Annotated in this window: 22 protein-coding genes and 2 tRNA genes; 4 read left to right on the top strand and 20 right to left on the bottom strand. The window is 56.8% G+C overall.

What is annotated here, in order from left to right:
• Positions 1-103: 103 nt before the first annotated feature.
• The 9 genes from AC0V6N_RS00785 to AC0V6N_RS00745 all read right to left on the bottom strand — a co-directional run bounded on the left by AC0V6N_RS00785 (position 104) and on the right by AC0V6N_RS00745 (position 11,645).
• Positions 104-1,810 carry a beta strand repeat-containing protein gene (locus AC0V6N_RS00785; protein ID WP_486169690.1) on the bottom strand — a complete coding sequence of 569 codons (1,707 nt, stop codon included), beginning with the start codon at positions 1,808-1,810 and terminating at the stop codon, positions 104-106.
• Positions 1,811-1,904: 94 nt separating this feature from the next.
• Positions 1,905-3,746, bottom strand: a complete 1,842-nt coding sequence (locus AC0V6N_RS00780; RefSeq protein WP_486169689.1) for a beta strand repeat-containing protein — start codon at positions 3,744-3,746, stop codon at positions 1,905-1,907.
• A gap of 96 nt (positions 3,747-3,842) precedes the next feature.
• Positions 3,843-4,811, bottom strand: a complete 969-nt coding sequence (locus tag AC0V6N_RS00775; protein ID WP_486169688.1) for a CsgG/HfaB family protein — start codon at positions 4,809-4,811, stop codon at positions 3,843-3,845.
• Entirely contained in the window at positions 4,811-5,233 is a 423-nt protein-coding gene (locus AC0V6N_RS00770; RefSeq protein WP_486169687.1) for a curli assembly protein CsgF, read from the bottom strand. The genes AC0V6N_RS00775 and AC0V6N_RS00770 overlap by 1 nt, the downstream gene beginning before the upstream one ends.
• A 278-nt stretch (positions 5,234-5,511) precedes the next feature.
• Positions 5,512-8,148, bottom strand: a complete 2,637-nt coding sequence (gene metH / locus AC0V6N_RS00765; RefSeq protein ID WP_486169686.1) for a methionine synthase — start codon at positions 8,146-8,148, stop codon at positions 5,512-5,514.
• Positions 8,145-8,687 (bottom strand): GNAT family N-acetyltransferase, encoded by a 543-nt coding sequence (locus AC0V6N_RS00760; protein WP_486169685.1) that lies wholly within the window; start codon positions 8,685-8,687, stop codon positions 8,145-8,147. The genes metH and AC0V6N_RS00760 overlap by 4 nt, the downstream gene beginning before the upstream one ends.
• On the bottom strand, positions 8,684-9,730 hold the full coding sequence (locus tag AC0V6N_RS00755) for a homocysteine S-methyltransferase family protein (protein WP_486169684.1): 1,047 nt from the start codon (positions 9,728-9,730) through the stop codon (positions 8,684-8,686). The genes AC0V6N_RS00760 and AC0V6N_RS00755 overlap by 4 nt, the downstream gene beginning before the upstream one ends.
• On the bottom strand, positions 9,727-10,656 hold the full coding sequence (gene metF, locus AC0V6N_RS00750; RefSeq protein ID WP_486169683.1) for a methylenetetrahydrofolate reductase: 930 nt from the start codon (positions 10,654-10,656) through the stop codon (positions 9,727-9,729). The genes AC0V6N_RS00755 and metF overlap by 4 nt, the downstream gene beginning before the upstream one ends.
• Positions 10,653-11,645, bottom strand: a complete 993-nt coding sequence (locus AC0V6N_RS00745) for an ArsR/SmtB family transcription factor (RefSeq protein WP_486169682.1) — start codon at positions 11,643-11,645, stop codon at positions 10,653-10,655. Before AC0V6N_RS00745 ends, metF begins: the two co-directional genes overlap by 4 nt.
• A gap of 108 nt (positions 11,646-11,753) precedes the next feature.
• Between AC0V6N_RS00745 and AC0V6N_RS00740 the strand changes: the two genes are divergently transcribed.
• From AC0V6N_RS00740 to AC0V6N_RS00730, 3 genes are all read left to right on the top strand, one after another.
• Complete coding sequence (locus AC0V6N_RS00740) at positions 11,754-13,682, top strand: beta-galactosidase (protein ID WP_486169681.1); 1,929 nt, start codon at positions 11,754-11,756, stop codon at positions 13,680-13,682.
• Between the two features lie 240 nt (positions 13,683-13,922).
• Positions 13,923-14,897, top strand: a complete 975-nt coding sequence (locus tag AC0V6N_RS00735; RefSeq protein ID WP_486169680.1) for an aldo/keto reductase — start codon at positions 13,923-13,925, stop codon at positions 14,895-14,897.
• The gene (locus AC0V6N_RS00730; RefSeq protein WP_486169679.1) at positions 14,890-15,825 is read left to right on the top strand and encodes a TauD/TfdA family dioxygenase; all 936 of its coding nucleotides are present in this window, start codon (positions 14,890-14,892) and stop codon (positions 15,823-15,825) included. Before AC0V6N_RS00735 ends, AC0V6N_RS00730 begins: the two co-directional genes overlap by 8 nt.
• Here AC0V6N_RS00730 and AC0V6N_RS00725 read toward each other — a convergent pair.
• The 4 genes from AC0V6N_RS00725 to AC0V6N_RS00710 all read right to left on the bottom strand — a co-directional run bounded on the left by AC0V6N_RS00725 (position 15,814) and on the right by AC0V6N_RS00710 (position 18,735).
• The gene (locus tag AC0V6N_RS00725) at positions 15,814-17,532 is read right to left on the bottom strand and encodes a solute:sodium symporter family transporter (RefSeq protein ID WP_486169678.1); all 1,719 of its coding nucleotides are present in this window, start codon (positions 17,530-17,532) and stop codon (positions 15,814-15,816) included. The genes AC0V6N_RS00730 and AC0V6N_RS00725 overlap by 12 nt on opposite strands.
• Positions 17,529-18,500, bottom strand: a complete 972-nt coding sequence (locus AC0V6N_RS00720; RefSeq protein ID WP_486172398.1) for an NAD(P)H-binding protein — start codon at positions 18,498-18,500, stop codon at positions 17,529-17,531. The genes AC0V6N_RS00725 and AC0V6N_RS00720 overlap by 4 nt, the downstream gene beginning before the upstream one ends.
• Before the next feature lie 46 nt (positions 18,501-18,546).
• Positions 18,547-18,622: transfer RNA gene (locus tag AC0V6N_RS00715), tRNA-Thr, on the bottom strand.
• A gap of 39 nt (positions 18,623-18,661) precedes the next feature.
• A tRNA-Cys gene (locus tag AC0V6N_RS00710) sits at positions 18,662-18,735 on the bottom strand.
• Positions 18,736-18,884: 149 nt separating this feature from the next.
• Here AC0V6N_RS00710 and AC0V6N_RS00705 point away from each other — a divergent pair.
• Positions 18,885-19,664 carry an acyl-CoA thioesterase gene (locus tag AC0V6N_RS00705; protein ID WP_486169677.1) on the top strand — a complete coding sequence of 260 codons (780 nt, stop codon included), beginning with the start codon at positions 18,885-18,887 and terminating at the stop codon, positions 19,662-19,664.
• A gap of 23 nt (positions 19,665-19,687) precedes the next feature.
• Here AC0V6N_RS00705 and AC0V6N_RS00700 read toward each other — a convergent pair whose 3' ends face one another.
• The 7 genes from AC0V6N_RS00700 to AC0V6N_RS00670 all read right to left on the bottom strand — a co-directional run bounded on the left by AC0V6N_RS00700 (position 19,688) and on the right by AC0V6N_RS00670 (position 24,290).
• Positions 19,688-20,506, bottom strand: coding sequence for a crotonase/enoyl-CoA hydratase family protein (locus AC0V6N_RS00700; protein WP_486169676.1), 819 nt, complete (start codon positions 20,504-20,506; stop codon positions 19,688-19,690).
• 102 nt (positions 20,507-20,608) lie between these two features.
• Positions 20,609-20,998 carry a winged helix-turn-helix domain-containing protein gene (locus AC0V6N_RS00695; RefSeq protein ID WP_486169675.1) on the bottom strand — a complete coding sequence of 130 codons (390 nt, stop codon included), beginning with the start codon at positions 20,996-20,998 and terminating at the stop codon, positions 20,609-20,611.
• The gene (locus tag AC0V6N_RS00690; protein WP_486169674.1) at positions 20,995-21,414 is read right to left on the bottom strand and encodes a JAB domain-containing protein; all 420 of its coding nucleotides are present in this window, start codon (positions 21,412-21,414) and stop codon (positions 20,995-20,997) included. Before AC0V6N_RS00690 ends, AC0V6N_RS00695 begins: the two co-directional genes overlap by 4 nt.
• Positions 21,411-21,983: a hypothetical protein gene (locus AC0V6N_RS00685; RefSeq protein WP_486169673.1), complete on the bottom strand. Its 573-nt coding sequence runs from the start codon at positions 21,981-21,983 to the stop codon at positions 21,411-21,413. The genes AC0V6N_RS00690 and AC0V6N_RS00685 overlap by 4 nt, the downstream gene beginning before the upstream one ends.
• A 12-nt stretch (positions 21,984-21,995) precedes the next feature.
• Positions 21,996-22,355 (bottom strand): hypothetical protein, encoded by a 360-nt coding sequence (locus tag AC0V6N_RS00680; RefSeq protein ID WP_486169672.1) that lies wholly within the window; start codon positions 22,353-22,355, stop codon positions 21,996-21,998.
• Between the two features lie 41 nt (positions 22,356-22,396).
• On the bottom strand, positions 22,397-22,942 hold the full coding sequence (locus tag AC0V6N_RS00675; RefSeq protein WP_486169671.1) for a hypothetical protein: 546 nt from the start codon (positions 22,940-22,942) through the stop codon (positions 22,397-22,399).
• A gap of 148 nt (positions 22,943-23,090) precedes the next feature.
• Positions 23,091-24,290: an LL-diaminopimelate aminotransferase gene (locus AC0V6N_RS00670; protein WP_486169670.1), complete on the bottom strand. Its 1,200-nt coding sequence runs from the start codon at positions 24,288-24,290 to the stop codon at positions 23,091-23,093.
• Positions 24,291-24,375: the final 85 nt, after the last annotated feature.

Below are 24,375 nucleotides of genomic sequence, written 5' to 3'. Positions count from 1 at the left end.
TGAACTCACAATTGCGAACCGTTTGTTCAAACGAAAGTCTTACGCTTTCGCTGTTGTGAGAGCGGCCACCACACCCTGTGGCCGCATCTCGGTCATTCTTCGTTTATGTTACCGGAGCGGCACCTTGTACAACCGTGGCGGTGTTACCGGTGCCATCCTGGAACACTTCCGAGTTGCTTCCATCAAATTGCGAAACGCTCGCCGAGTTGGCAGAGCCTTCCTGTTCGACAAGGCTGGTGTTGCCTGTGCCGTCTTGAATAATGACAGCCATATTGCCGCCGCCAATGTCGATGACGTTTTGATCAATGATGCTTTCATTGTCAGAACCGTTTTGATCGACACTTGCCATATTGCCGTCAGCGCCCGCGCCCACGCCGTCGACAAAGCCCTGATCAATCGCGCTGACATTGCTTGAACCGCCGGTCTGGATGACGGTGGCTTGGCTGCCATCGCTGTTTTGGAAAACCAAAGACAGGCCATCGGTCCCGCTCTGCGTCACATTGGCGTTGCCGCCATTTCCGCCGAAGTCGCCTTGCAGCACGGTGCTGTCATTGCCCGCACCCACTTGGCTGACAAACGCAGTTTGACTGTCACCGCCCTGCACGATCAAGCCTTCGACATCGTCGCCATCCTGAACCGATGTGGCTGATGAATTGCTCGTGCCGGTCACAACGCCGCCAAATTCTGTAGTCGGCCCCTGAATGATGGCAGAGAACGGGCTGTTACCACCATTCTGAGTGATGGAGGCGAAATTGAGCGTTGCAGGTGGACCATCGGCTGCATCGCCGTGCTGAACAATGCCTGCCTCTGCGCCGGTGGTTGCAGCGGCTTGAAAGATATTGGCCGTGTCACCGCGTGCATTGTTGATCTGTTCAACCGTGGCAAAGCCGTTTGCGCCGTTTTGTGTAACAGTCGCAAAGTTGTTGCCATCATTCGGGCCGGGATTGCGGCCGTCTTGGAAAACCAAAGAGAGGTTCGAAGAACCGTTTTGAGTGATAGTCGCTGTCTGGCCGATACCGCCTGCATCATCCTGGAACACTTCCGAGATATTGCCTGCACCGCCTTGGCTAACCGTAGCCAGATTGCTGCGCCCCTGCTGTTCAACCAGCGAATTTGCGTTGTCACCGCTCTGCATAACGGTGGCGGTTTGCTGGCGGCCTCGCTGCGTGATTGTTGAAGCGCTCGTATTGCCTGACTGGACAACGGTCGCTGTCTGCTGACGGTTGAGCTGGTTCACATCCGACGTGTTGCCAGCGCCGCTTTGCGTGACGGTCGCGGTGATGTTTCCGTCATTGCTGCCACCGCCGAAATCCGCCTGAGAGACGATCGAAGATTGCCCATCGCCAGACTGATTGACGGTTGCTGAAAAGTTCTGCGCATCGTCATTATTCGCGGTTTGCGCGATGTCAGACGTGCTCGCACCAGCCTGATTGACCACCGCGACAAGACCGGTGTTGTTCGCAGCCGCGCCGGTCTGATTTACGACCGAATCCGCACCGCCAATTTGCGTGACTGAGGCAGAGAAACCCTGCGCGCCTGCGCCAGAGGCAATCTGCGTGATGTTCGAAATGTTGTCATCAGCCCCCTGATCGACAATCGCGCTTAACGTAGAGCCGTCTTGATCAATGTCTGACAAATTGCCCGTACCCGTTTGATCGACGGAAGCGTCCAACGTGTCACCATTTTGATCAACGACGCTGCAATTGCCCACAACACCATCGCATTCGGCCGGCGCAACCGCCTGACCAAAGGCAGGAACCGCCATTGCCACTGCGAGGATTGATGCGCCTGAAAGTACGAGCTTCTTCATTAGTCAGCCTTCCGAATTGGCGGGGGCAGATTTGGAATTCAAATGAGCTGCCGGACAAGCCCCCCAGCTTGCCCGGCTAACTCAACCTCGTGGTTTATGGCGCAGGCGGTGTGCCTTGCGTAACAGTGGCGGTGTTGTTGTCACCGGTTTGTGTCACGGTTGAGGTGCTGGCGCTGTATTGGAACACGCTGGCTGAGTTGCCTGAGCCTTCCTGCGAAATAAGGCTTACCGCCCCGTCCGCGATCTGTTCAGCGCTTGCGAAGTTCATGCTACCAGCAACCGTTGAGTTTTGTGTGATCGTGCTGGTGTTGCCGTCACCATCTTGGAGTGAGCTTGCGACATTCAGATCGCCACCAACAAACGCACCCTGAGTGATCGTTGACACATTGCCACCCGATACGCTCGCCTGATTAATGGTCGCCTGATTGCCATTGCTGTTTTGCGAGATGAACGCCTGGTCACCAGCACTGATCTGATCGACAAAGGCAATGTTGCCGGCGCCATTGAAGATGCCCTGATCGACGAAAATGGTGTTTCCGCCGGTACCGGACTGATCGACAGTCGCCTGTTGTCCATCACCGCCCTGCACGACCAATGTCAGGTTGTCGCTTCCAGATTGCGTGACATCCGCCATCGAGTTCTGGGTGCCAACCACGGTTCCACCGAAGATAGAGGCTGTTTCCCCTTGATCGACAGCAGCGAAGTTGTTGAACCCGCCACCTTGCGCGATGCTAGCAGAACTGTTGATCGAGCTAGTTTGCTCGACTTCGCCAGTGTTGAGATCAGCCAAAGCATCTTGGGTCACGGTTGCTGTGTTGCCGCTTGACGCTGCATCCTGCAGCACATCAGCAAAGGAGTTTACGCCAGCCTGCGACGTGGTTGCAGTGTTATCATCGCCAAACTGTTCAACCTCGGAACTGTTGAAATCGCCGCTTTGCGTAATGCTCGCGATGTTTTCTTCGCCCGGCTGATTGACGGATCCAAAGTTGTTGTTTCCGCTTTGCGTGATCGTCGCGGTGTTGTCTTCGTTGCCGCCGCTGGGGACGCCATCGCCCTGGCTTTCGATACGCGCTTCGTTTTCATTGCCGCTCTGCGTGATGGAGGCAAAATTGCGTTCGTTGATCTGGCGGATAACCGCTTCGTTATCGTCGCCGCTTTGAGTGACAAACGCTTCGTTATCATCGTCAAGCGGACCGCTCACATCCAGCCCCTGCTGAACGTCTGACGTGTTGCGATCGCCGCTCTGTACAATCGTCGCTTCCTGATTGTCAGAGATATTGCCCTGCAAAACGGTCGAGGTGTTCATGTCGCCGGTTTGAGTTACATCAGCATCGCTGTTTGATGCGCGCTGAAGGATGGTTGAAACGTTGTCTTCCCCATCCTGGAATACGACAGCATCCTGATTGTTGTCGTCAGTTTGCGTGATTGTGCTGGTTCCACGATCACCAACCTGATCAACATCAATCGTGCCGTCGACATTGTCCTGCGAGATGTTCGAGATGTTATCATCGCCATCTTGGAAAATGTCAGCCGCGTTATCGACGTTTGACTGGTTGACGGTTGATGAGTTGGCCAAACCACCTTGCACCAGAGTGACTTCCATCTCAGTGCCGGTCTGATTCACAACGGACGTGTTGTCATCGCCCACTTGTGCGGAATCAACCGATTGGTCGCTGCCAGCCTGATTGATCGTGCTGATATTGGTCGATGCCGGCGGTGAAGCAAGGTCAAAACCTTCTTGCGACACGGTGACCGAACTGTCGTCAGCGCTTTGATCAACGGTGGACTCGTTGAGGCCGTCTGGCCCGCCTTGAGTGATGGTCACATCACTGTTGTTGCCGGTCTGATTTACCGTGCTCTGGTTGCTTTGCGCATGGGCGACGGCGCTTACTGAAAGCGCTAATGTCGATGCTGCTAGATATACGGTCTTTTTCATAGTTCCTAACCTACTCTCTCCAACCAAAGACTTGCGCACCACTGACCGGTTTTTAGAAAGGAGGTTGTTCCCTTTCTCGGTCGTATTTTATCTCTATCAGGAGCCTTCGTCGTCTCCGTCTTCTTCTTCGACCACGGTCAATGCCGTGAGTGAACCCGCACGGCGCACAGCTTCCTGCACGTCGCTTGCGTCGTAAATTCCATCGCGCTCTGCACGGTATGTGCTCATCAGCGCCTGCGTTGCTTCAGTGTCGGAAAAACGCCACAGGCCTAGGTCCACACCTTCAAGAACAAGGCCGTACACTGCCTTTTCGATCGCTTGCTGCAAGGCAACCTGATCGGGTTCGTTTGAAGTGATGCCCCATTCCGCTTCGAGCAGTTCGCGGAAAGCCACAAAGCGATACGCATTCGCGCCGATCGCTTGGCTGGCGATAGTTTTCGACGCTTGAACATTGGTCAGCACTTCGCCTGTGCGAACAGAAACAGCGCGCAGATAAACAGTCACCGTGTCCTGCCGATATTCAGCGCGCGCGCCGATACCCAGAAACGCAGCGCCCGCGCCGCCTGTCACAGTGTTGGTGTCATATCCAACGATGCCGCCTTCGAGCAGTACGCCTGCAAACAGCAAGGCTGGCAGAGCATTGGGATCGACTTGCTCTTCGCCCAAATACCGCCGACGCATTTCGCCGATGATCTGGCGTTCTTTTAGAAGGTTATCGAGCCGCTCGCGCTCAACAACGGTGAACCATTGCCGGTCGCCTGCATCCTGCAAGGCTTTGACCAGAATGGAGCCTGCACCCTGCGTCACCGCGCGAGACAGCGTTTGCCCGGTATTGGTCGGGCGGAACTGGCCGGTCTGATCGGTGAAGCCGTAGACCGCAATCGCAACCTGGCGTTGCGGAGCAGGGAGCTGCTTCAGCAGGCTCTGTGTCTGAGTGGTCTTTGGGAAATAGGCGAGGCTGGTTTCTTCGGGCAGCAAATCGCGGCCGCTCTGGCCCACGGACATACAGCCGCTCAACCCCATCGCGAGCGCTGCCAGCGCCCCAATTTTGGCGAAAGCCCGCATCAATTCACCTCAATGAAGAGTGGGATCACGATCCGGGTTTCTTCACCAGAATCGTCATTGCGGATGATCAGAGTGACCTCATCAAGCGAGCGGAAAAACTCAATCGTCTGTCCACCAAAGCTGATCGTGCCCTGTTCCTGCGGGTTATCGCCAAAAATCGCATCGACGATTTGGGACGACAGAGCAGAAAGCAGCCGGGATTCAAGCTGGCGGGCAAAAATGCTCGACTGGCTGTTGCGATCAACCGAGTCGGGATCAGTCGTATCATTCTGGGCATTCGCGATGCCAAGGATGTGATTTGAGTTAAATGGATTGCCGCCAAAAGTCGGGCTAATTGGCTCGTGCACAAGGTCTTGTGCCGAAGCCGGAACTGTCAAAGCGCAGGCACCAAAGGCCATTGCAACAGCTGCAAAGCGTATCATTTTCATCCCCTCTGCCCTGAAGGCAGCCCTAACCAACGTTAACCTTTTGAAGGTGTTTCGCTGGGCACCAAACGAATCCGAGTCGAAAGACTTAATATCAGTTTAGGGACATTTGGCCAGCATTTCTGCGGGTTTGAGCGGTGTTTGCCGGTTCTGTGCAACGGCCTGCCCCAGGCTGGGACGATACACGATCTTACATTTATGGTTAACGGCCACCTAGGTAGAGCGACGCAGTTCTGCGGATTAGCCGATCCGCCCCAACGCGCCTTATTTCTGAGTTACAGGTTTGGCCGCAGCCAACGTTCTGCCGTTGCCAGATCTACGCCGCATCTTTGTGCGTAGTCTTCCAACTGATCGCGCCCAATCTTTGCAACGCCGAAATATTGCGATTCCGGGTGACCGAAATAGAACCCGCTCACCGCCGCTGTGGGCAGCATGGCGTAGCTTTCTGTCAAGCTCAAGCCGACATTCGCTTCGGCGTCCAAAAGTTCGAACAGGGTTGGTTTGAGCGAGTGATCAGGACAGGCCGGGTAACCAGGCGCAGGGCGAATGCCGCGATATTCTTCCTTGATCAGCGCCTGATTGGTAAGCTGCTCTCCCGGCGCATAGCCCCACAGGTCCTTGCGCACATGTTCGTGCAGGGCTTCGGCAAAGGCCTCTGCAAAACGGTCTGCAAGAGCCTTCAGGAGAATGTCGTTGTAATCGTCTTTGTCCGCTTGGAACCGCGCAGAGTGCTCTTCAATCCCGTGAATGGCCACGGCAAAGCCGCCGATCCAATCACCATCAGGATCAATGAAGTCAGCGAGGCACATATTGGCCCGGTCACGGCTTTTCTTGATCTGTTGGCGCAGCATGGGGAGGCGGACATGCTCTTCGCGGCGGACGCGGTGAATCGTGATGTCATCGCCGTCCCGCGCGCAGGGCCAGAAACCGCACACGCCTTTAGCCGTCAGCCACTTCTCTGCGACAATCTTGTCCAGCATCGCATCTGCATCAGCCTTGAGAGACCGCGCGCTTTCGCCAACCACTTCATCGTCGAGGATTTTGGGATAGGTGCCGTGCAATTCCCATGCGCGGAAGAAAGGCGTCCAGTCGATGTAGTCGCGCAGATGTTCCAGCGACCAATCGTCAAACACATGCACACCAGGCTTTAACGGCGGAGCAGGTTTGTCTGAGAGGTAGGCGTCGTAGTAATTCGCGCGCGCCTCTTCGATGGTCATTAGCTGCTTTTCAGTCTTGCCCGCACGCGCATCGCGAACCTGCACATATTCATGGGCAACCTCGCCCACGAAATCATCGCGCTGTGTGTCAGAAAGCAGCTTTGACGCGACACCCACCGCTCGGCTCGCATCCAGAACATGGATCACCGGGCCTTCATAATTGGTATCGATTTTGAGCGCGGTGTGCACTTTGGAAGTTGTGGCTCCGCCGATCAGCAAAGGCATATCCATCCCAGCGCGCTGCATCTCTTCAGCGACCGTCACCATCTCATCCAAGGACGGCGTAATCAGCCCCGACAGGCCAATCATATCGGCATTGTTGTCATTGGCCGATTTGAGGATGTCCTGCCACGGCACCATGACGCCCATATCGACGACCTCATAGCCATTACACTGAAGCACGACGCCCACAATATTCTTGCCGATATCGTGCACATCGCCCTTCACCGTGGCCATGATGATCGTGCCCTTGGCTTTGGCATCTTCACCGCCCAGCAGCGCTTTTTCTTCCTCGATGAAGGGAATGAGATGCGCGACCGCTTTCTTCATTACACGCGCGGATTTGACGACTTGCGGCAGGAACATCTTGCCTGAACCAAACAGGTCGCCAACGACATTCATGCCGTCCATCAGCGGCCCTTCGATCACTTCGATTGGGCGACCGCCCGAGGCCGCGAGCGCGGCGCGCGCTTCTTCGGTGTCAGCCACAACATGCGCGTCAATGCCCTTGACCAATGCGTGCTCCAGCCGCCGGGTCACTTCCCAGCCGCGCCATTCCGCTTCTTCTTTTTCGTCTTCCTTGCTCTTGCCCTTGAAGCTTTCTGCGAGGTTGATGAGCCGTTCGGTCGCGGTCTCTTCACCCTCAACCGGACGCATCAAAATTACGTCTTCGCAGGCATCGCGCAGCACCGGATCAATCGTGTCATAGACATCAAGCTGGCCCGCATTGACGATGGCCATATCAAGGCCGGCTGGGATTGCATGATAAAGGAACACGGAGTGCATTGCGCGGCGCACCGTCTCATTCCCGCGGAAGCTGAAAGAGAGGTTGGAAAGCCCGCCAGATGTCTTGGCATGGGGGCATTGTTCCTTGATCTCGCGCACCGCTTCAATGAAGTCGAGACCGTAGCGGTCATGGTCTTCGATGCCTGTTGCAACTGCAAAGATATTTGGGTCGAAGATGATGTCTTCAGGCGGGAAACCGATGCCGACCAGCAAATCATAGGCGCGTTTGCAGATCTCGACCTTACGCTCTTTCGTGTCGGCCTGCCCAACCGTATCGAACGCCATGACGACCACTGCCGCACCATAGGCCATGCATTTGCGCGCTTGATCGAGGAACGGCTCCTCGCCTTCTTTCATGCTGATCGAATTCACAATGGGCTTGCCCGATACGCATTTAAGCCCAGCTTCGATCACATCCCATTTGGAGCTGTCGATCATCACCGGAACGCGGGCAATGTCCGGCTCGGCAGCGATCAGTTTGAGGAAGGTCGTCATCGCGGCTTCCGCGTCGAGCAGACCTTCATCCATATTGACGTCGATCACCTGCGCGCCGTTCTCGACCTGTTGGCGAGCTACTTCCACGGCGGTCGCGTAGTCATCCGCCATGATAAGCTTTTTGAACCGCGCGCTGCCGGTCACATTGGTGCGCTCACCGATATTGATGAAGCGGGCAGTTGATCGTTCAGTCATTGGGTGAGTTCCGGGGTGAGGTCGCGCGCTAGCACGAGATCATCATAAAGCTTGCCGCCTACATCAAAGCGTCGGGTGCCGATCACTTCGAAACCTTGCTTTTTGTAGAAACCAATCGCGCGGGCGTTGTCGTCTTTCACGCCTAGCAACAGGCGTTGATGGCCATTCGCAGCCGCAAGTACCGCCTCAAGCAATTGCCCTGCCACTCCGCCGCCGTGAAAGCGGGAGAGCAGGTAGATTTTCTTCAGCTCAATATCGCCATCGCGCGCCGCATCCAGCTCAGGCGCAGTCAGCAAAGCGTAACCAATCGGCGCGCCATCCAACTCCGCAAGCCAAGCCTTAGCGCCTTGCTCAAGCAGGTTCCCGAGATAGTCAGGCGCGTGCTTTTCGCAGCAATGGGCGACCAGCGCATCACCGTCGATTTCGCCCGCAAAGGTCTCCAAAAACGTCGCATCCGAAATCAGCGACAGGCGCGCGGCATCGCTCACGCTTGCGGACCGCACGATCACGGTCGTGGTATCGGATGCAGACGCGCTCATGCGGCGACGGTAAAGGGCTCTAAGCCAGCAAGCCGCATCGCCACATCGGGAGTGGGCACTTCGCGCGGAGGCAGGTCTTTCACGGCATCTGCAATCGCCTTGATATGCGCTGGCGATGATCCGCAGCAGCCGCCCAGGATATTGGCCTGGCCGTTCGTCGCCCATTCCTTGACCAGACCCGCGGTTGTTTCGGGCATCTCGTCATATTCGCCCAGTTCGTTCGGCAGGCCAGCATTGGGATAGGCCATCAAGAGCGTGTCAGCGATGCCGGAAAGGCTCTGCACATGCGGGCGCAATTGGTCTGCGCCAAAGCTGCAATTAAGGCCGATGGTGACAGGCTTGGCGTGGCGAACAGCGTACCAGAATGCCTCAACCGTATGGCCAGAGAGATTGCGACCCGACAGATCGGTGAGCGTCATAGAGATCATGATCGGAACCTCTCGGCCCAGCTCCGCCTCAAGCTGCTTGCACGCCATCACGCCCGCTTTTGCATTGAGCGTATCAAACACCGTCTCAATCAGGATGAAGTCGCAGCCGCCCTCGATCAGTGCGCTCGCCTGCTCCTTGTAGACGGCAGTCAGTTCATCAAAGTCGATCTCTCGAAAGCCGGGGTCTTCTACATCGGGGCTAAGCGAGAGTGTCTTGTTCGTCGGCCCGATAGCGCCGGCAACAAAACGGGGCTTACCGTCCTTCGCTTCGTATTCATCCGCAAGTTCGCGTGCGATTTTGCCGCTTGCGATATTGATTGCGGCCACCTGATCCTCCGCCGCATAGTCAGCTTGGGAGATGCGATTGGCGGAGAAGGTGTTGGTCGAGATCACGTCCGATCCCGCATCCAGATATGAGCGGGTGATGTCGCGGATCACATCCGGACGGGTGAGCGCGAGGATGTCATTGTTACCCTTTTGATCGGCATTCAGGCCGAGAGTGCCCGCATAATCCTCTTCAGTAAGCTTGCGCTCCTGAATTTGCGTTCCGAAGGCTCCGTCAAAGATCAGGACACGTTCTTTGGCGGCGGCTTGGAGGCTCTCACGGGCGCTCATTGTGCCGCCTCGAAAAGCGGACGCTTGCCCAGCATATGACAGATCGCATAGCTCAGCTCTGCCCGGTTCAAAGTGTAGAAATGGAACTGGCGCACGCCGCCCGCATAGAGCTTTCGGCACAGCTCAGCAGCTATCGTCGCAGAGACGAGCTGGCGCGCAGCGGGGCGTTCATCCAAGCCATCGAACAGCCCCTCCATCCAACCGGGGATCGCGGTGCCGCACATGCCGGACATGCGCTGGACAGCAGCAAAGCTCATCACCGGCATAATGCCGGGCACAATCTCTGCATCAATCCCAGCCGACGCCGCTTCATCGCGAAACCGGAAGAAGCATTCTGGATCGAAGAAGAATTGCGTGATCGCGCGATCTGCGCCTGCGTCAAACTTGGCCTTGAGATTGTCGATATCGGTTTGCGCATCGGGGCTGTCAGGGTGAACCTCAGGGTAAGCGGCGACCGAAATTTCGAAATCGGCGACTTCTTTGAGACCCGCAATCAACTCAACCGCATTGGCATAGCCGCCCGGATGCGGGGTGTAGGCGCCACCATCAGGTGCGTCACCGCGCAGGGCGACGATATGACGAATGCCTTCCGCCCAATAATGGCGCGCGACCTCGTTCACTTCTTCCTTCGTCGCATTCACGCAGGTGAGGTGAGCGGCCGCGGGAATATTCGCCTCGTTCTGGATGCGCACGACCTGCTCATGCGTGCGCTCGCGCGTGGAGCCGCCTGCACCATACGTCACCGAAACAAAGCGCGGACCCAACGGACCAAGTGTCGCCACACTGTTCCAAAGCGTCTCCGCCATCTTTTCCGTCTTGGGCGGGAAGAATTCAAAGCTGATATCAATATCGCCGGGGAGCCCTGAAAAAAGCGGCGCACCCATAGCGGTTTTCGCTTCGTTCAGCTGGTCGAGTGTGGGGGTCATGATGTTGCTTCTTTGAGAGGGGATGGGGCGCTTTGTGGGGCAGTGCGACGTTTGCCGATCCAGATTTTCACAATCAGTTCAGCGCCTTCAAGCGCAATCGGTTCCGACGCGGTAAAACCGGCATTACGCACAAGCTCGCGCATCTGGCGATCGGTAAAGCCAAGCCGGGCATGTTGGTGGCGGTTTCGAAGCTCTTCACGGTCGTGGGCGGCAAAATCGACAATCGCAATCCGGCCACCTGCACGCGTCACCCGCGCCGCCTCTGCCAAAGCAATCGCGGGGTCCTGCGCAAAATGGAGCACTTGATGCAATAACACAGTGTCAAAGCTGGCCGCAGGGAATGGAAGGTCACCAAAATCGCCCTGTACCAGCTCTATCTGTGCGGTGGGCAGATGTTGCAGCTTGGCCCGCGCAATCCGCAACATCTCCAGATTTTTGTCGAGCGCAACAATCCGCTCTGCATCGCCTGCGAATAGTTCCGCCATCCGGCCCGTACCTGTCCCGATGTCGAGCAATGCGCCGAGCGGTTTGTCACTTAAGGCGGCGGCCAATTGTTCTTCGACCTGAACATCGCTGGTGTGCAGCGCGCGCAGCTCATCCCATTCAGCGGCATGGCGGGCGAAGTAATCCTCTGCATTGCTCTCCCGCGCGGCGCGAATGGCGGTGAGTTTGCGTCGGTCGCCGTTGCAGATGTCGGCAAATTCGGGGTTCTCGCGTTCGGCAATGGCAAGCAAGCGGTCCAATGCGGCGAGCACGGGGTCACCTTCTTCGCCTTTGTTCACCGCGCGCAAGAAAACCCAGCTCCCCTCGCGCCGCCGCTCTGCCAGACCTGCATCACACAAAATGCCGACATGGCGCGAGACGCGCGGCTGACTTTGTCCCAGCACCTGCGCCAATTCCCCCACAGCCAATTCCATAGCCGACAACAGCCGCATAGTGCGCAGCCGCGTGGGGTCAGCAAGAGCTTTAAAGATGGCATCGATGGACATGCTGGAGCGACATATAAAGATATTTTTATATGTGTAAATGGACTATCGGGTAGCGCCTGTCCGAAAGCGAGTATAGGGCACGAAGAAACAATCGAAAAGGCCTCTCAATTGAAACTTGGCTGCTGTTACTTTCCCGAACATTGGCCCGAAGAGCAATGGGCCGACGATGCGCGCCGTATGGCTGAGATGGGCTTGTCGCTGGTGCGCATGGGCGAATTTGCCTGGAGCCGAATTGAGCCGGAACCTGGCCAGTTCAATTGGGGCTGGCTTGACCGCGCGATTGAACTGCTGAGTGCACAAGGCCTCAAAGTCATCCTGTGCACGCCCACCGCGACCCCGCCAAAATGGCTCGTCGACCGCATGCCCGATATGGTCGCAATTGACGAGCGGGGCGCCCCGCGCGGTTTTGGATCGCGGCGGCACTATGATTTCAGCCACGCCGGATACCGTACCGAGTCCGCCCGCATCACCCGCGCCGTGGCAGAGCGCTATGGCCAAAACCCGGCTGTGGTCGCTTGGCAAACCGACAATGAATATGGCTGCCACGATACGGTATTGAGCTTCTCGGACGCCGCAGCGAGTGGATTTCGCCGCTGGCTTGCGCAGCGATACGCCGACATTGACGCGCTCAATTCGGCATGGGGAAATGTGTTCTGGTCGATGGAATACCGCTTCTTTGATGAGATCGACCCGCCGCACTTAACCGTCACCGAAGCCAACCCCGCCCATTGGCTTGACTATCGCCGCTATGCTTCCGCCCAAGTCACCGCCTTCAATGCGGAGCAAGTCGCGATCCTGCGCGAGCTTTCTCCTGGCCGCGACATCATGCACAATTTCATGGGCTTCTTCACCGAGTTTGACCACCACGATGTCGGCCGCGACTTGGATATCGCTGCATGGGACAGCTACCCGCTCGGCTTCCTCGAACAGTTTTGGTTCTCGGGTGAGGAGAAGAGCGATTACCTGCGCCAAGGCCATCCCGATATCGCGGCGTTCCACCATGACCTTTACCGAGGCTGCTCGGATGGGCGCTGGGGCATTATTGAACAGCAACCGGGGCCTGTGAATTGGGCGCGGTTCAACCCTGCTCCCTTGCCCGGCATGGTCGCGCTCTGGACGCTGGAGGCGATGGCGCATGGGGCGGAGTTTACGAGCTATTTCCGCTGGCGGCAGGCTCCGTTTGCGCAAGAGCAAATGCATGCAGGGCTTTTGCGACCTGATAGTGCAGATGCAGAGGGCGGCGTTGAGGCGGCTGAGGCAGCGCGCGCGATTGCCGCTTTGGGTGAGCAGGAGACCGAGCAAGCGCCGGTTGCATTGGTCTTCGCCTACGAAGCGGCTTGGGTCTGCGGCATCCAGCCGCAGGGCAAGAGCTTCCGCTATTTGGAGCTCGCCTATGAATGGTATTCAGCGCTGAGGCGGCAGGGTTTGAACGTGGATATTGTCGGGCTGGATGCCTCGCTAGATGGCTATAGGGCAGTCTTCGTACCAACCATGCCGATTGCTGATAAGGCGCTGGTCGAGCGGCTTGGCGCGCTCACCTGCCCCGTACTGATTGGGCCGCGTTCGGGCAGCAAGACGGACACTTTCTGCATTCCTGATGGGCTGGCTCCGGGCAATTTGCGCGAGCTAATCCCCCTCACCGTCACCCGCGTGGAAAGCCTGCGCGATGGTGAAGTTGTAGCGGGCGATGGCTGGACGATCTCGCGGTGGCGTGAAGATGTGACGAGCGAGATTGCGCCGGAATTCACGCTCAGAGACGGGCGCGGCGTGGTCTTTGCGAATGCCGATGTGCGGTACTGCGCCGCATGGCCGGATCGCTCGCTGCTGGATGCGCTGGTGACAAAGATTGGCGCTGAGGCGGACCTTGCCCTTACTCCGTTACCCGAAGGTCTGCGCCTGCGCCGCACCGCCAGCCATATCTTCGCTTTCAACTACCGCAATGAGAGCATCGATACGTCAACCTTGGGCCTTGGCGATCCGATCTTGGGAGAGGCGCAATTGGCACCTGCCGGAGTGGCGGTTTGGAAGGCAAACTGAGGGCCGTTCGGCTTTCCTACAGCAAAGGCATTTGGTAAGTGGCGCCCATGACCTTCGCTTGCCATCCATCCAATTGCTTTAAAAAGGAAAAATTCGCCTTAGCAACCCCGGACTTTTCTCCTCTAGGACCGTGTAACATGCGGTCCATGTCTCGTTGGATTCCGGTCCAAAGCCACCCGCTCCCACACCCCTTCTTGCCAAGCGCCCATGATACGCGCAAAGCCGCTGCAAAAGCACTCAATGGAAGACGCGAAGCACATGCCTGACAACATGCCCCCGATCGGCTTTGGCCTTTGGAAGATCCCGCAAGAGGACACTGCAAACGCCGTCGTCGAAGCCGTGCGTGCAGGCTATCGCCACTTCGACAGCGCCGCGGACTACGCCAACGAAGTGCAAACAGGAGAGGGCCTCGCTCGCGCCATGCAAGAGGGGCTGGTGAGCCGCGATGAGCTGTGGATCACGAGCAAGTTGTGGAACACCTTCCATGCTGCCGAGCACGTCGAAGAGGCGTGCCGCAAGACGCTCGATGACTTGGGGCTCGAGTATTTGGACCTCTACCTGATCCACTTCCCCATCGCGCTGGAATACGTGCCAATTGACGTGCGCTATCCGCCCGAATGGCTCGCCGATCCAGATGCGGCGGAACCCGTGATGAAGCCCGCCCGCGTGCCCTTGCATGAGACATGGGCTGCAATGGAAGCGCTGGTGGACAAGGGCCTCGTCAAGCAGATCGGGGTTTGCAACTACAACAGCGCGCTGGTGCATGACCTGATGACCTATGCGCGCGTCGCACCTGCAATGCTCCAGATCGAAGCGCATCCCTACCTCACTCAAGAGAAGCTGATCCGCTGCGCGAAAGGCTATGGCATCGACGTGACCGCCTTCTCACCGCTGGGGGCTCAAAGCTACTTCGAGCTCAATATGGCGGAAGCCGGTGAGAGCCTGCTGGGTGCAGCGCCGGTGATGGTCGCGGCCCAAGCGCATGGCAAGACGCCAGCGCAAGTGTTGCTGCGCTGGGGCGTGCAGCGCGGCACGGCGGTGATCCCCAAGACGACCAAGGCAGAGCGGATGCGCGAGAACCTCGACATTGACGACTTCAGCTTAAGCGGGGTGGAGATGGCCGCAATCAGCTCGTTGAACCAGAACCGCCGCTTCAACGATCCGGGCGTGTTCGCAGAGGCCGCATTCAACACGTTCCATCCGATCTATGACTGATATGGGTCAATCTGAGTTCCCCCCTGAGTTTCCGGGTGTGATCCCCGGAGGTGGCGACCTCGCCGCGTTTCTGAGCGCTAACAAGGCGGCAGTGGATGCCGCTTTGGCCGATGCAGGTGCGTTGCTGTTCCGAGGGTTTGACGTGGGCGATCCGCAAGCCTTCGACGCCGCGATTGAAGGCTATGGCGAGCCGGGTTTCACCTATGAGGACTCGCTTAGCAACGCGGTGCGCACCAACGTGACGCCGCGCGTGTTCACCGCCAATGAGGCACCGCCCTCGACCGAGATATTCCTCCATCATGAGATGGCGCAAACCCCGCTCTACCCCTCAAAGCTGTTCTTCTACTGTGAGATCGCTCCGGGCGCGGGCGGCGCAACCCCGCTGTGCCGTTCGGACTGGGTGCTGGAGCGGCTTGAGGTAGAGGCTCCCGAATTCGTGGCTAAGGTGGAGACAGAAGGCGTGCGCTACACCAATGTCATGCCGGGTAATGACGATGCAGGCTCAGGCCAAGGGCGCTCATGGCGCAGCACATTGAGCGTTGCTGACGCGGGCGAGGCCGAGGCGCGGCTTACTGAGCTTGGCTATAGCTGGGAATGGATGGAGGATGGAGCTTTGCGTGTCACCACCTCGGCCCTGCCAGGCGTGCGGGCCATTAGCGATGGGCGGCGCAGCTTCTTCAACCAGCTTTTCGCGGCGTTTCGCGGATGGGCAGACAGTCGCAACGATCCCAATCGCGCAATCACCTTTGGCAGTGGGGAGCCAATCACGCCTGACGACATGGCACCTGCGATCGGGATCGCGGATGAGCTGACCTATGACCTCGCATGGCAAGCGGGTGATGTCGCGCTGATAGACAACTACGCCGTCATGCATGGCCGCCGCCCATTTGAAGGCAAACGCCGGGTCTTGGCGTCCCTAGTGGCTTGAAGGGCGACGCACTGCCCAGCCCCAATGGCCCGCATTGCCGAGCAAGAGCGCTCCCATCAGAACTCCGAACACTACGCCCGGCCCTGCCGCGCTCGCCACGCCCAAAGGTGAGAACAAGAGATAGGTCGCAACCACACATGAGAACAACGTGACAGCAAGAGGCTTGGCATAGGGCCATGGGGTCATATCGACCTGCTCATTGCGGGTGAAGCGCCAAGCCTGTTCACGCGGAGCTAGCCAGCCGCAGACAAGCATGATGCCGACCTCAATGACGAACAACACGGCGTAAAGGTGGATGAAGTGGAGCGTCACCACATCGCTCAAGGCAAAGCGAACAATGCCATAGGCGATTACATGGAAGATGATGACGATCTTGGCTCCCAATGCAGGGACACGCGCAGTGAACAGACCAACGATCACGATGACGATGGTGGGGATGTTGTAGAAACCAGTGAAGATGCGAATGATCTGCCACAGCCCCTCGGGCGCCATTGATAGAAGCGGTGCCACCACGAACGAAAAGCCCGCAATCACAACGCTCGCGATTTTGGCAACCCGCACAAGCTCGGCATCGCTCACCGCCTTACCCCGCGCCTTCTCACGCGAGGGACCATAGATATCGAGGCTGAACAAGGTCGCGGCCGAGTTGAGCAGCGAGTTGAACGAGGAGAACACTGCGCCCAGCAGCACCGCGAGGAAGAAGCCCGATAGCCAGATCGGCAAGACATCGCGGATCAGTCGCGGATAGGCTTGGTCAATCGGTGAGAGGCCCGGCCCATACAAATGAAACGCGATCACGCCGGGGATCATCATCATAAACGGGACCATGATCTTGAAGAAGCCCGAAAACAAAACCCCCTTCTGCCCCTCCGCCAGCGACCGTGCGCCCAGCGTCCTCTGGATCACATATTGGTTGGTGCACCAGTAGAACAGGTTCGCAAAGATCATGCCGGTAAACAGCGTACCAAACGGTGTGGGATCGGTGCTGGCGCCAATGGCGTTGAGCTTTTCTGGATGCTCGCTCGTCAGCGTCTGAAGGCCGGCGCTAAAGCTCCCCTCGCCCAAAGCTATCAGGCCCAGAACCGGCACGAGAATGCCGATAATCAGCAAGCCCACTCCGTTCAGAGTATCCGAAACTGCAACCGCCCTTAGGCCGCCGAACACTGCATAGATCGCTCCAACTGCACCGATCAGAATGACGGTCAGAACCAAGGCCTCGAACTGGGCAAGCCCCGTCAGGCTCGACATGTCAAAGAAGGCGTTCACCGCCAGCGATCCCGCATAGAGAACGCCGGGTATTGTCACGAGGCCATAGCCAAGCATGAAGAGGAGTACCGATAATTGCCGCACTTGCGGGTCGAACCGGTCATTCAGAAATTGCGGCAGAGTAGTGAAGGCTCCGGCCAGGTATTTGGGCAGGAAAATAAGCGCCATCGCAATGGTTGCAACCGCCGCCGTCACTTCCCAGCCCATGCTTGAAAGGTTGTACCCATAGGCCGAACCATTGAGCCCTGTAAGCTGTTCGGCAGAGAGATTTGTCAGCAGTAAGGAACCTGCGATGAAAGTCGCTCCCAGCCCACGCCCTGCCAGAAAATAGCCATCCTTGGTATCGGCGGTTCCGCGTGTTTTGAGCCAGCTGATCCAGCCAACCAATGCCATGAAGAAGACGCAGCTTGCCAAGGTGACAATGAGGTTGGCGCCGCTCATGCCGCGTTCCCTGCCGCTCGCCGCTCAGCGATTATCGCGCGGTAGTGATCAACCAAGCGGTCTTCTCCAAATTCCGGGGTGGCATCAGCGTCATATTCACCCGTTTCCGGGTCTAAAACCAACATGCTCTGGGTCGCATAGTAATGTGCAATACGAGCATATTCTGCTTTCTGCGCGCACCAGTCGGAAACGCCCGCTCCGAGCGAAAGCGTGCCGCTAACAAATCTAAAAACTGCAGGTGGGATGTGCCGAAAGCGTGGTTCCAGCCCAGCGGCTTCGAATAGAATCTGACCCTGCTGTTTCAGAGTTATCGCCGGCCCCGGACCGCCAATTGGTAGTGTCAGATCTCGCCGCGAAACATCCGTCACACAATCCGCAATGAAACGCGCCAGATCAGCATCGCTAATCGGCTTGCACTGGGTCAATTCGCCATTGCCAAATACAAAGAACGGCTTGCCCGCCAGCACATTGTCGACTTGTCCGGATAAGGATTTGAAGAAGGCGGTTGGGTGTACGATCGTATGCGAAATGTCAGCAGCCTTGAGCTCTTTTTCAAAGCGCAATTTCGCCTTTTGAAACGCCAGCATTGGGCGCTGAACGCAAATCGCAGAGAGCAAAATGAAGTGTTGTACCTCCGCGGTTTGCGCGGCCGAAAGGAGGTTACTGTTGAGACCATAGTCGACAGCGAGCGCATCCTTGGGTGAGCCGCTGCGTGATGCAATGCAGGAGATAAGCGCTTCCACCTTGCGCTGCCTCAACTGCGAAGCAAGGGCATCTTGATCAGCCAAATTGATCGAGCAGACTTGTGCGCCTTCCAGTTCAAAGATCGGCTCACGCTCAGATCGGACAAAAGCGCTGACCTCATGCCCGCTTTCCAGCAATGCCCTGACCACCGCGCGCCCAATCGTGCCGCTGGCTCCGGCCACGGCGACGCGCTTTCTTTCTGGTGATAGTTGATCCCCGCTCACAAACGCGACGTTAGCAGCAGGTCGGATCGGATCAAGAAGAGGCAAATGGTGCCGCTTACGTGACTCGAACACGTGACCCCATCATTACGAATGATGTGCTCTACCAACTGAGCTAAAGCGGCGCGTCACTTGGCGCATCCATGGAGCGCGCAAGTGAGGTGTGGAGGCCCGAGCCGGAATCGAACCGGCGTACACGGATTTGCAATCCGCTGCGTCACCACTCCGCCATCGGGCCGAGCCACCTCAAACGAGGCGGAAGCGGCCCACTAACGATTCGCGCGCAGAAAGGCAATGAAGCATTCGCTTTGCGTGGCTCACTTTGCAGTTACTGCCTTCCGTTAGGTCAGTCTGGACCCTGGTGATGCGCTTGGGCATTAGACGTTAATGACTATCGCAAGTTTGCTTGAACCGATCACCGGAACGCCCGGTCCTGTCCACCTCGCTTCAGCCAGCGACTGGATGCAAGGTCGCACTCTTTACGGCGGCGCATCTGCATTGGTGGCCTTCACCATGGCGCAGCGCGCTTTTCCTGATTTACCGCCGTTGCGCGCCGCTCAGGTAGGCTTTGTTGCACCTGTTGGAGAAGAGATCGAACTGAGCGCAGAAATCGTACGCCAGGGGCGCAACGTGACGCAGGTTCGCAGCGAGATCCGCAATGAAAAAGGCGTTGCACTCACCGCGTTCTGGTTGTTCGCTGCCGAGCGCGAGGCCAATGCAAAGCGCGTGGCCGATGCGCCTGAAAACTGGCCCGGACCGCCACTCGATGCACCCCAGGCCATGAAAGGTCAGGGACCAAGCTTCATCCAAAACAATTTTGAAGTGCGCCATGGCCAGTCAAAGGGCGAAGATCACGGCGCCAAAATCCGGCGCTGGGCTCGGTTGACCGAAGATCATGAGCTTGATCCCGTTAGCAAGCTCGTGCTGATGGGCGACGTCATGCCACCAGGCGCCATGCGGATCATGCAGCGTATGGGACCGATCAGCTCGATCAATTGGTCATTTAATGTGCTCGATCCCGCAACGCAATCCGAAGACGGTTGGTATCTGGCGGAGAATTCCAGCCAGCACGCTGATAGTGGCTATTCGTCAGAACGTTTGAGAATGTGGGACAAAGAAGGCCGCCAAGTGCTTGACGGCCTGCAATGCGTAGCGGTGTTTGGGTAGTCTGTGCGCGTCGCGTTCGGGCGCTAGACGTCTTCGAATTTGGGCGCGCGTTTCTGCATACCTGCCATCACGGCTTCGACTTGGTTTTTCGTGCGCATAATTCCGTGCTGTTCGATGCTCTCTTCGAGCAGGATTGCATCAGTATCACGCTCGATCATGCCGGCTTGTAGACGCTTAGCGCTGCGAATAGCGTGCGGATTGCGGTTGGCGATTTCCTCTGCAATGGCGGTTGCTCGGGCGAGCGGATCTTCATCGACATAGGTTGCAAGACCCAAACCTTGCGCCTCTGCACCTGAAAACTCACGATTTGTGTAGACGAGTTCGCGCAGCACATCATCGCGGACTAGACCACGCCATAGTGCATAGCCGCCCATGTCCGGCACCAGCCCCCACTTCATTTCCATAATCGACATGCGCGTGCCGGGATGCACGATGCGAATATCAGCGCCGCTCGCGATCTGTAAGCCGCCTCCAAAGCATACCCCGTGCACTGCTGCGATCACCGGTACGGGAAGCTTGCGCCAAACCATAGCGACCTGCTGGAATTTGTTGGAATTGCCGTAGGTGCGCTCGGTCAATTCGGGCTCATCCGGGCTGGGTGTGCGGGTGAAGTTCGATGTATCTAGCCCTGCACAAAAAGCGCGCCCCTCTCCGGACAGCACAACCACACGCAGCCCCTCAAGTGAGTGCAAGAAATGGCCTGCTTCAATGATCCGCGAGAACATGTCGGGGTCCAGCGCGTTCATCTTGTCGCCGCGGGTTAAACGGACTTGCGCTACCCCGTTTTCGCCCAGCTCGATGGAAATGCGATCATTGGCTGGCATTGGATGAGTGTTTGGCATGCTATCCCTCAAATACGTCAATTGCTTGGGGGCAAAAGTGGCGCATCAGTGTGCCCATGTCCAGCCTGATCGCTATGGCTGACAACACCACTCGAACAGCGTCTAGCGGTTCAGAGCGAGCATGAATTGGCCCGGATCATCGGGTGCATTGAGATAATATCCACCTTCGGGATGCGTCGCAAGAATGCCCGACAGTCCAAAGGGCGAAAGCTTGCTGCGCACGCGCGCAACATGGACAGCGACGCTGTTTGTCTCCGGTTCGAAATCTATCCGCCAAACATCAAGCAGCAATTGCTTACGCGTCAGGCGTTCCCCCGGTGTTTCGGCAAGCCGCCAAAGCAGTTCGAATTCTCGTGGGTGAAAGCCCACCCATTTGTCATTTACGCGCCCATCCCTGTGAAACAGATCGAGCGTTACGTCCCCGGCTTCGCGGAAACGCGGGATGAGCGAGTCGCCTTCGGGGAATTTGTGGCTTGCAGCTATTGAGTTCATATTTGGCCCCCTGCGCGCATCGAATAGACGGCGTCATGCGTGATGATGAGATGGTCGAGCAGCGTTACATCCAGTGCTCTTGCAATTTGTTGTAAGCGTTTTGTTGCCTGTATATCGCGCTCGCTGGGTCGGCAGTGCCCAGATGGATGGTTGTGCGCCAGCAAGATACCGTAAGCATCCAGCTCAAGCGCTTTTCCAAACACTTCGCGAATTCGGATGGATAGCGTGCTCCCGCCCCCCTCACCCAAGGGCGCATCGCCAAGAAATGTATGTTCTTCGTCAAAATAGACAGCGTGAAATCGTTCGGATTGATGGCCCGATCCCAAAACCATCTCCCGGAGGTAATTCACCATCGCCGAATTGTGCTGTTCAGATGTGCGGCGTTGGCGTGGCTGGAGAACGGGTATTGCATTCATTTGAGTTCATCCCGCCAAGACCCGGCATTGCCGCCAAGAACCGAGGTAAATAGGCTCGAACCTGAAGACCCACGGCTTTGATCATGAGGCTTTCTTGATATGCGCCAATTCCGATAGGAACCGTACTTGCGCTTGCGCAGTGCGTGGCGAGTGATGCCAGCCGCCAATAAGAACAGCTGCAACCAGCCCGGCACTTCAATCATGATGATGTAAGCAATCGGCGACATGAATTCGCTCAACCCTCGTGAGAGGTGACCGAAAACTGCCAGGATTTGCATTGCAGCGATCCACAAGGTGTAGTTGCGGTTGGCGTAGAGCGCGATAGCGATCAACAAGCCCCCCGCAACTATATCTCTTGTGGCACTGAACGGATCGATAGAAAACAAGCTGAAGTCGGCACCAAAAATATAGTTGGTGGCCAAGACGCTCAATTCAAAAACGACGACCCATACTGCGATGACCAATCGTTCTGGCGTGCTTCCCCAAATCACCGCCGATACGCAAAGAGCTGCAACCATTAAGTGTTGCAAAAATTCGCGCGCGTCACTGGAGGTGATAAGCTCGATCAAACCTAAATCCTATCAGGCGTTAGCCGGTTGCTTTTTTGTTTCTCGAGTGCGGGCAACGTCTAGCGAAAGCTCCGCTTCGGGGATTTCTGTATCGTGAGGGCCAACACCATCCATTTTCACCCGTGCAATCGAGCTCAGTTCATCGTGAACTCGAAGCAAGCTAGTAGATACTGAGAGCGCTTGCGATTCCGCTTGGTTCAGGCGCAAGAGAGCGCGCTGGCCTTCGACGACTTCTACATCTGGGTTTTGACGCGCTGAGAGCATTGCTTGCTTCAAGCGAGCAAGTGCAATCATCGACTCGTCTGCAATTGCTTCGGCTTCGCGAACCAGTTTTTTGATATTCTGAGCATCGCTAGTAATACGATCTGACATTGGATATTCTCCGACCCCTTAGCCCTGCTCGTCAGGTTAAGTCATGGTTCTTCATCCACCGAGACAGCGGCTCGTCCGTCCAGAACTTCGCTGATCGTATCCGCAGCCGTCACAGCAAGGACCACCGCAGCCAGGACACCAAAGGCGATGCCCAAGATCGCTAAGAGCCGGAACAAGACAGCGTTTTCACCGTCGAGCGCTCGGGGGACAACCCTTGGTTCACCAGGGCGCAACCAGGGCGCCTGATCCACCAGTGGCATGACATCGTTCATCACGAGTCTGCCTGGGTCATCTCCATCGCTTTGCTCGCTCAAAAGCGCACCTTCAGGGAGCTGCTTTTTGCTATATGGAGATTCACTGAAGCCCTTTAGGTCTTCTCTAAAATCTTGATTATACGCATTTTTTTCACCCGCATCTTCAGTTCCGTTTTCACGGTTCTGCATGCGGTGACGTTCAACCAAATCGCCTAAGCTTTCGGCTTCGTATATATTTTTTAGGGCGCGGATATGCTGATTGATCCGAGTCTCGGACACACCGAGCTCTTGCGCGATCACTTTAATTGGTACGCGGCGATCAATTCGCTCCATCACGGCACGCTGTCTTGAAGTTAGAGCGCGCGACGTATTGGAAGACATAGGATCCTCCATTTTTGTTTTAGTTGCCCCTATTAATGCACTTCGCGCTCTTTTGCTCCGAATTTTGCACAATAAAACTATTTAATCGAACAATTATTACCTAAGCTGCCGAACTATTCACACCCAATGAAGATAGGTATCGCTTGATGTTACGCGCAGCCTGTCGAAGTCTTTGCTCATTTTCGACCATCGCTATGCGAACAAAGCCTTCACCTTCCTCACCATAGCCCACACCTGGCGCGACGGCTACTTTGGCCTCAGTCAAGAGTTGCTTCGAGAATTCTAGACTGCCCATTTCCACCAGAGCCGGAGGCAACGGGGCCCATGCAAACATAGAAGCGGCGGGAGAAGGAATATCCCATCCCGCCCGGCCAAAGGCTTCAACCATAACATCGCGGCGCTTGCGATACAGATCGCGATTGGATTCTACGATGTCCTGAGGTCCATTCAATGCTGCACATGCCGCAGCTTGAATGGGGGTGAATGCGCCATAATCAAGGTATGATTTGACGCGCGTAAGCGCAGCAATCAGTTTTTTGTTGCCGACCGCAAAACCCATGCGCCAACCGGCCATTGAATAGGTCTTGCTCATACTGGTGAACTCGACCGCCACATCCTTTGCCCCTTTAACCTGTATGATCGAAGGGGTCGGGTTTCCGTCATAATAGAGCTCAGAATAAGCAAGGTCGGAAAGGATCCAAACGCGGTTCTCTTTCGCCCAGGCGACCAGCCGCTCGTAAAAGGCCAAGTCAACCGTTTCAGCCGTCGGGTTTGATGGATAACTCACCACAAGAACGCTGGGGCGCGGCACGGTAAAATTCATCGCGCTTTCGAGAGAGCGCCAATAGTCCTCGTCCGGCGTCGTCGGGACAGACCTGATCGTCGCACCTGCGATGATAAAACCGAATGTGTGGATCGGATATGATGGGTTCGGCGCAAGGATCACATCGCCCGGTGCCGTGATCGCATTGGCAAGACTGCCCAGCCCCTCTTTGGAACCCATTGTGACGACGACTTCGGTTTCTGGATCAAGATCAACGCCAAAGCGTCGCCCATAATAATTTGCCTGCGCCTTGCGCAGTCCTGGAATACCCTTGGACTGCGAATAGCCATGCGCATCAGGTTTGGATGCGACCTCGCACAATTTGTCGATCACATGTTGAGGAGGCGGCTGGTCAGGATTGCCCATACCCAGATCAATAATGTCCTGACCCTCAATACGCGCCGCATGCCGCATCGCATTTACCTCTGCGATAACGTAAGGCGGCAGCCGCTTCATGCGGTAGAATTGATCGTCCATTACAGATCCCGAACTTGATCGTCGCAATCCCAATGAGCGCGACCAACAAGCAGTGTAAGACATTAACAGTCGCTGTGGGAAGCCG

The organism is Erythrobacter sp. S57(2025) (genome assembly GCF_057365055.1).
This window is presented reverse-complemented; position numbering and strand designations above follow the sequence as displayed.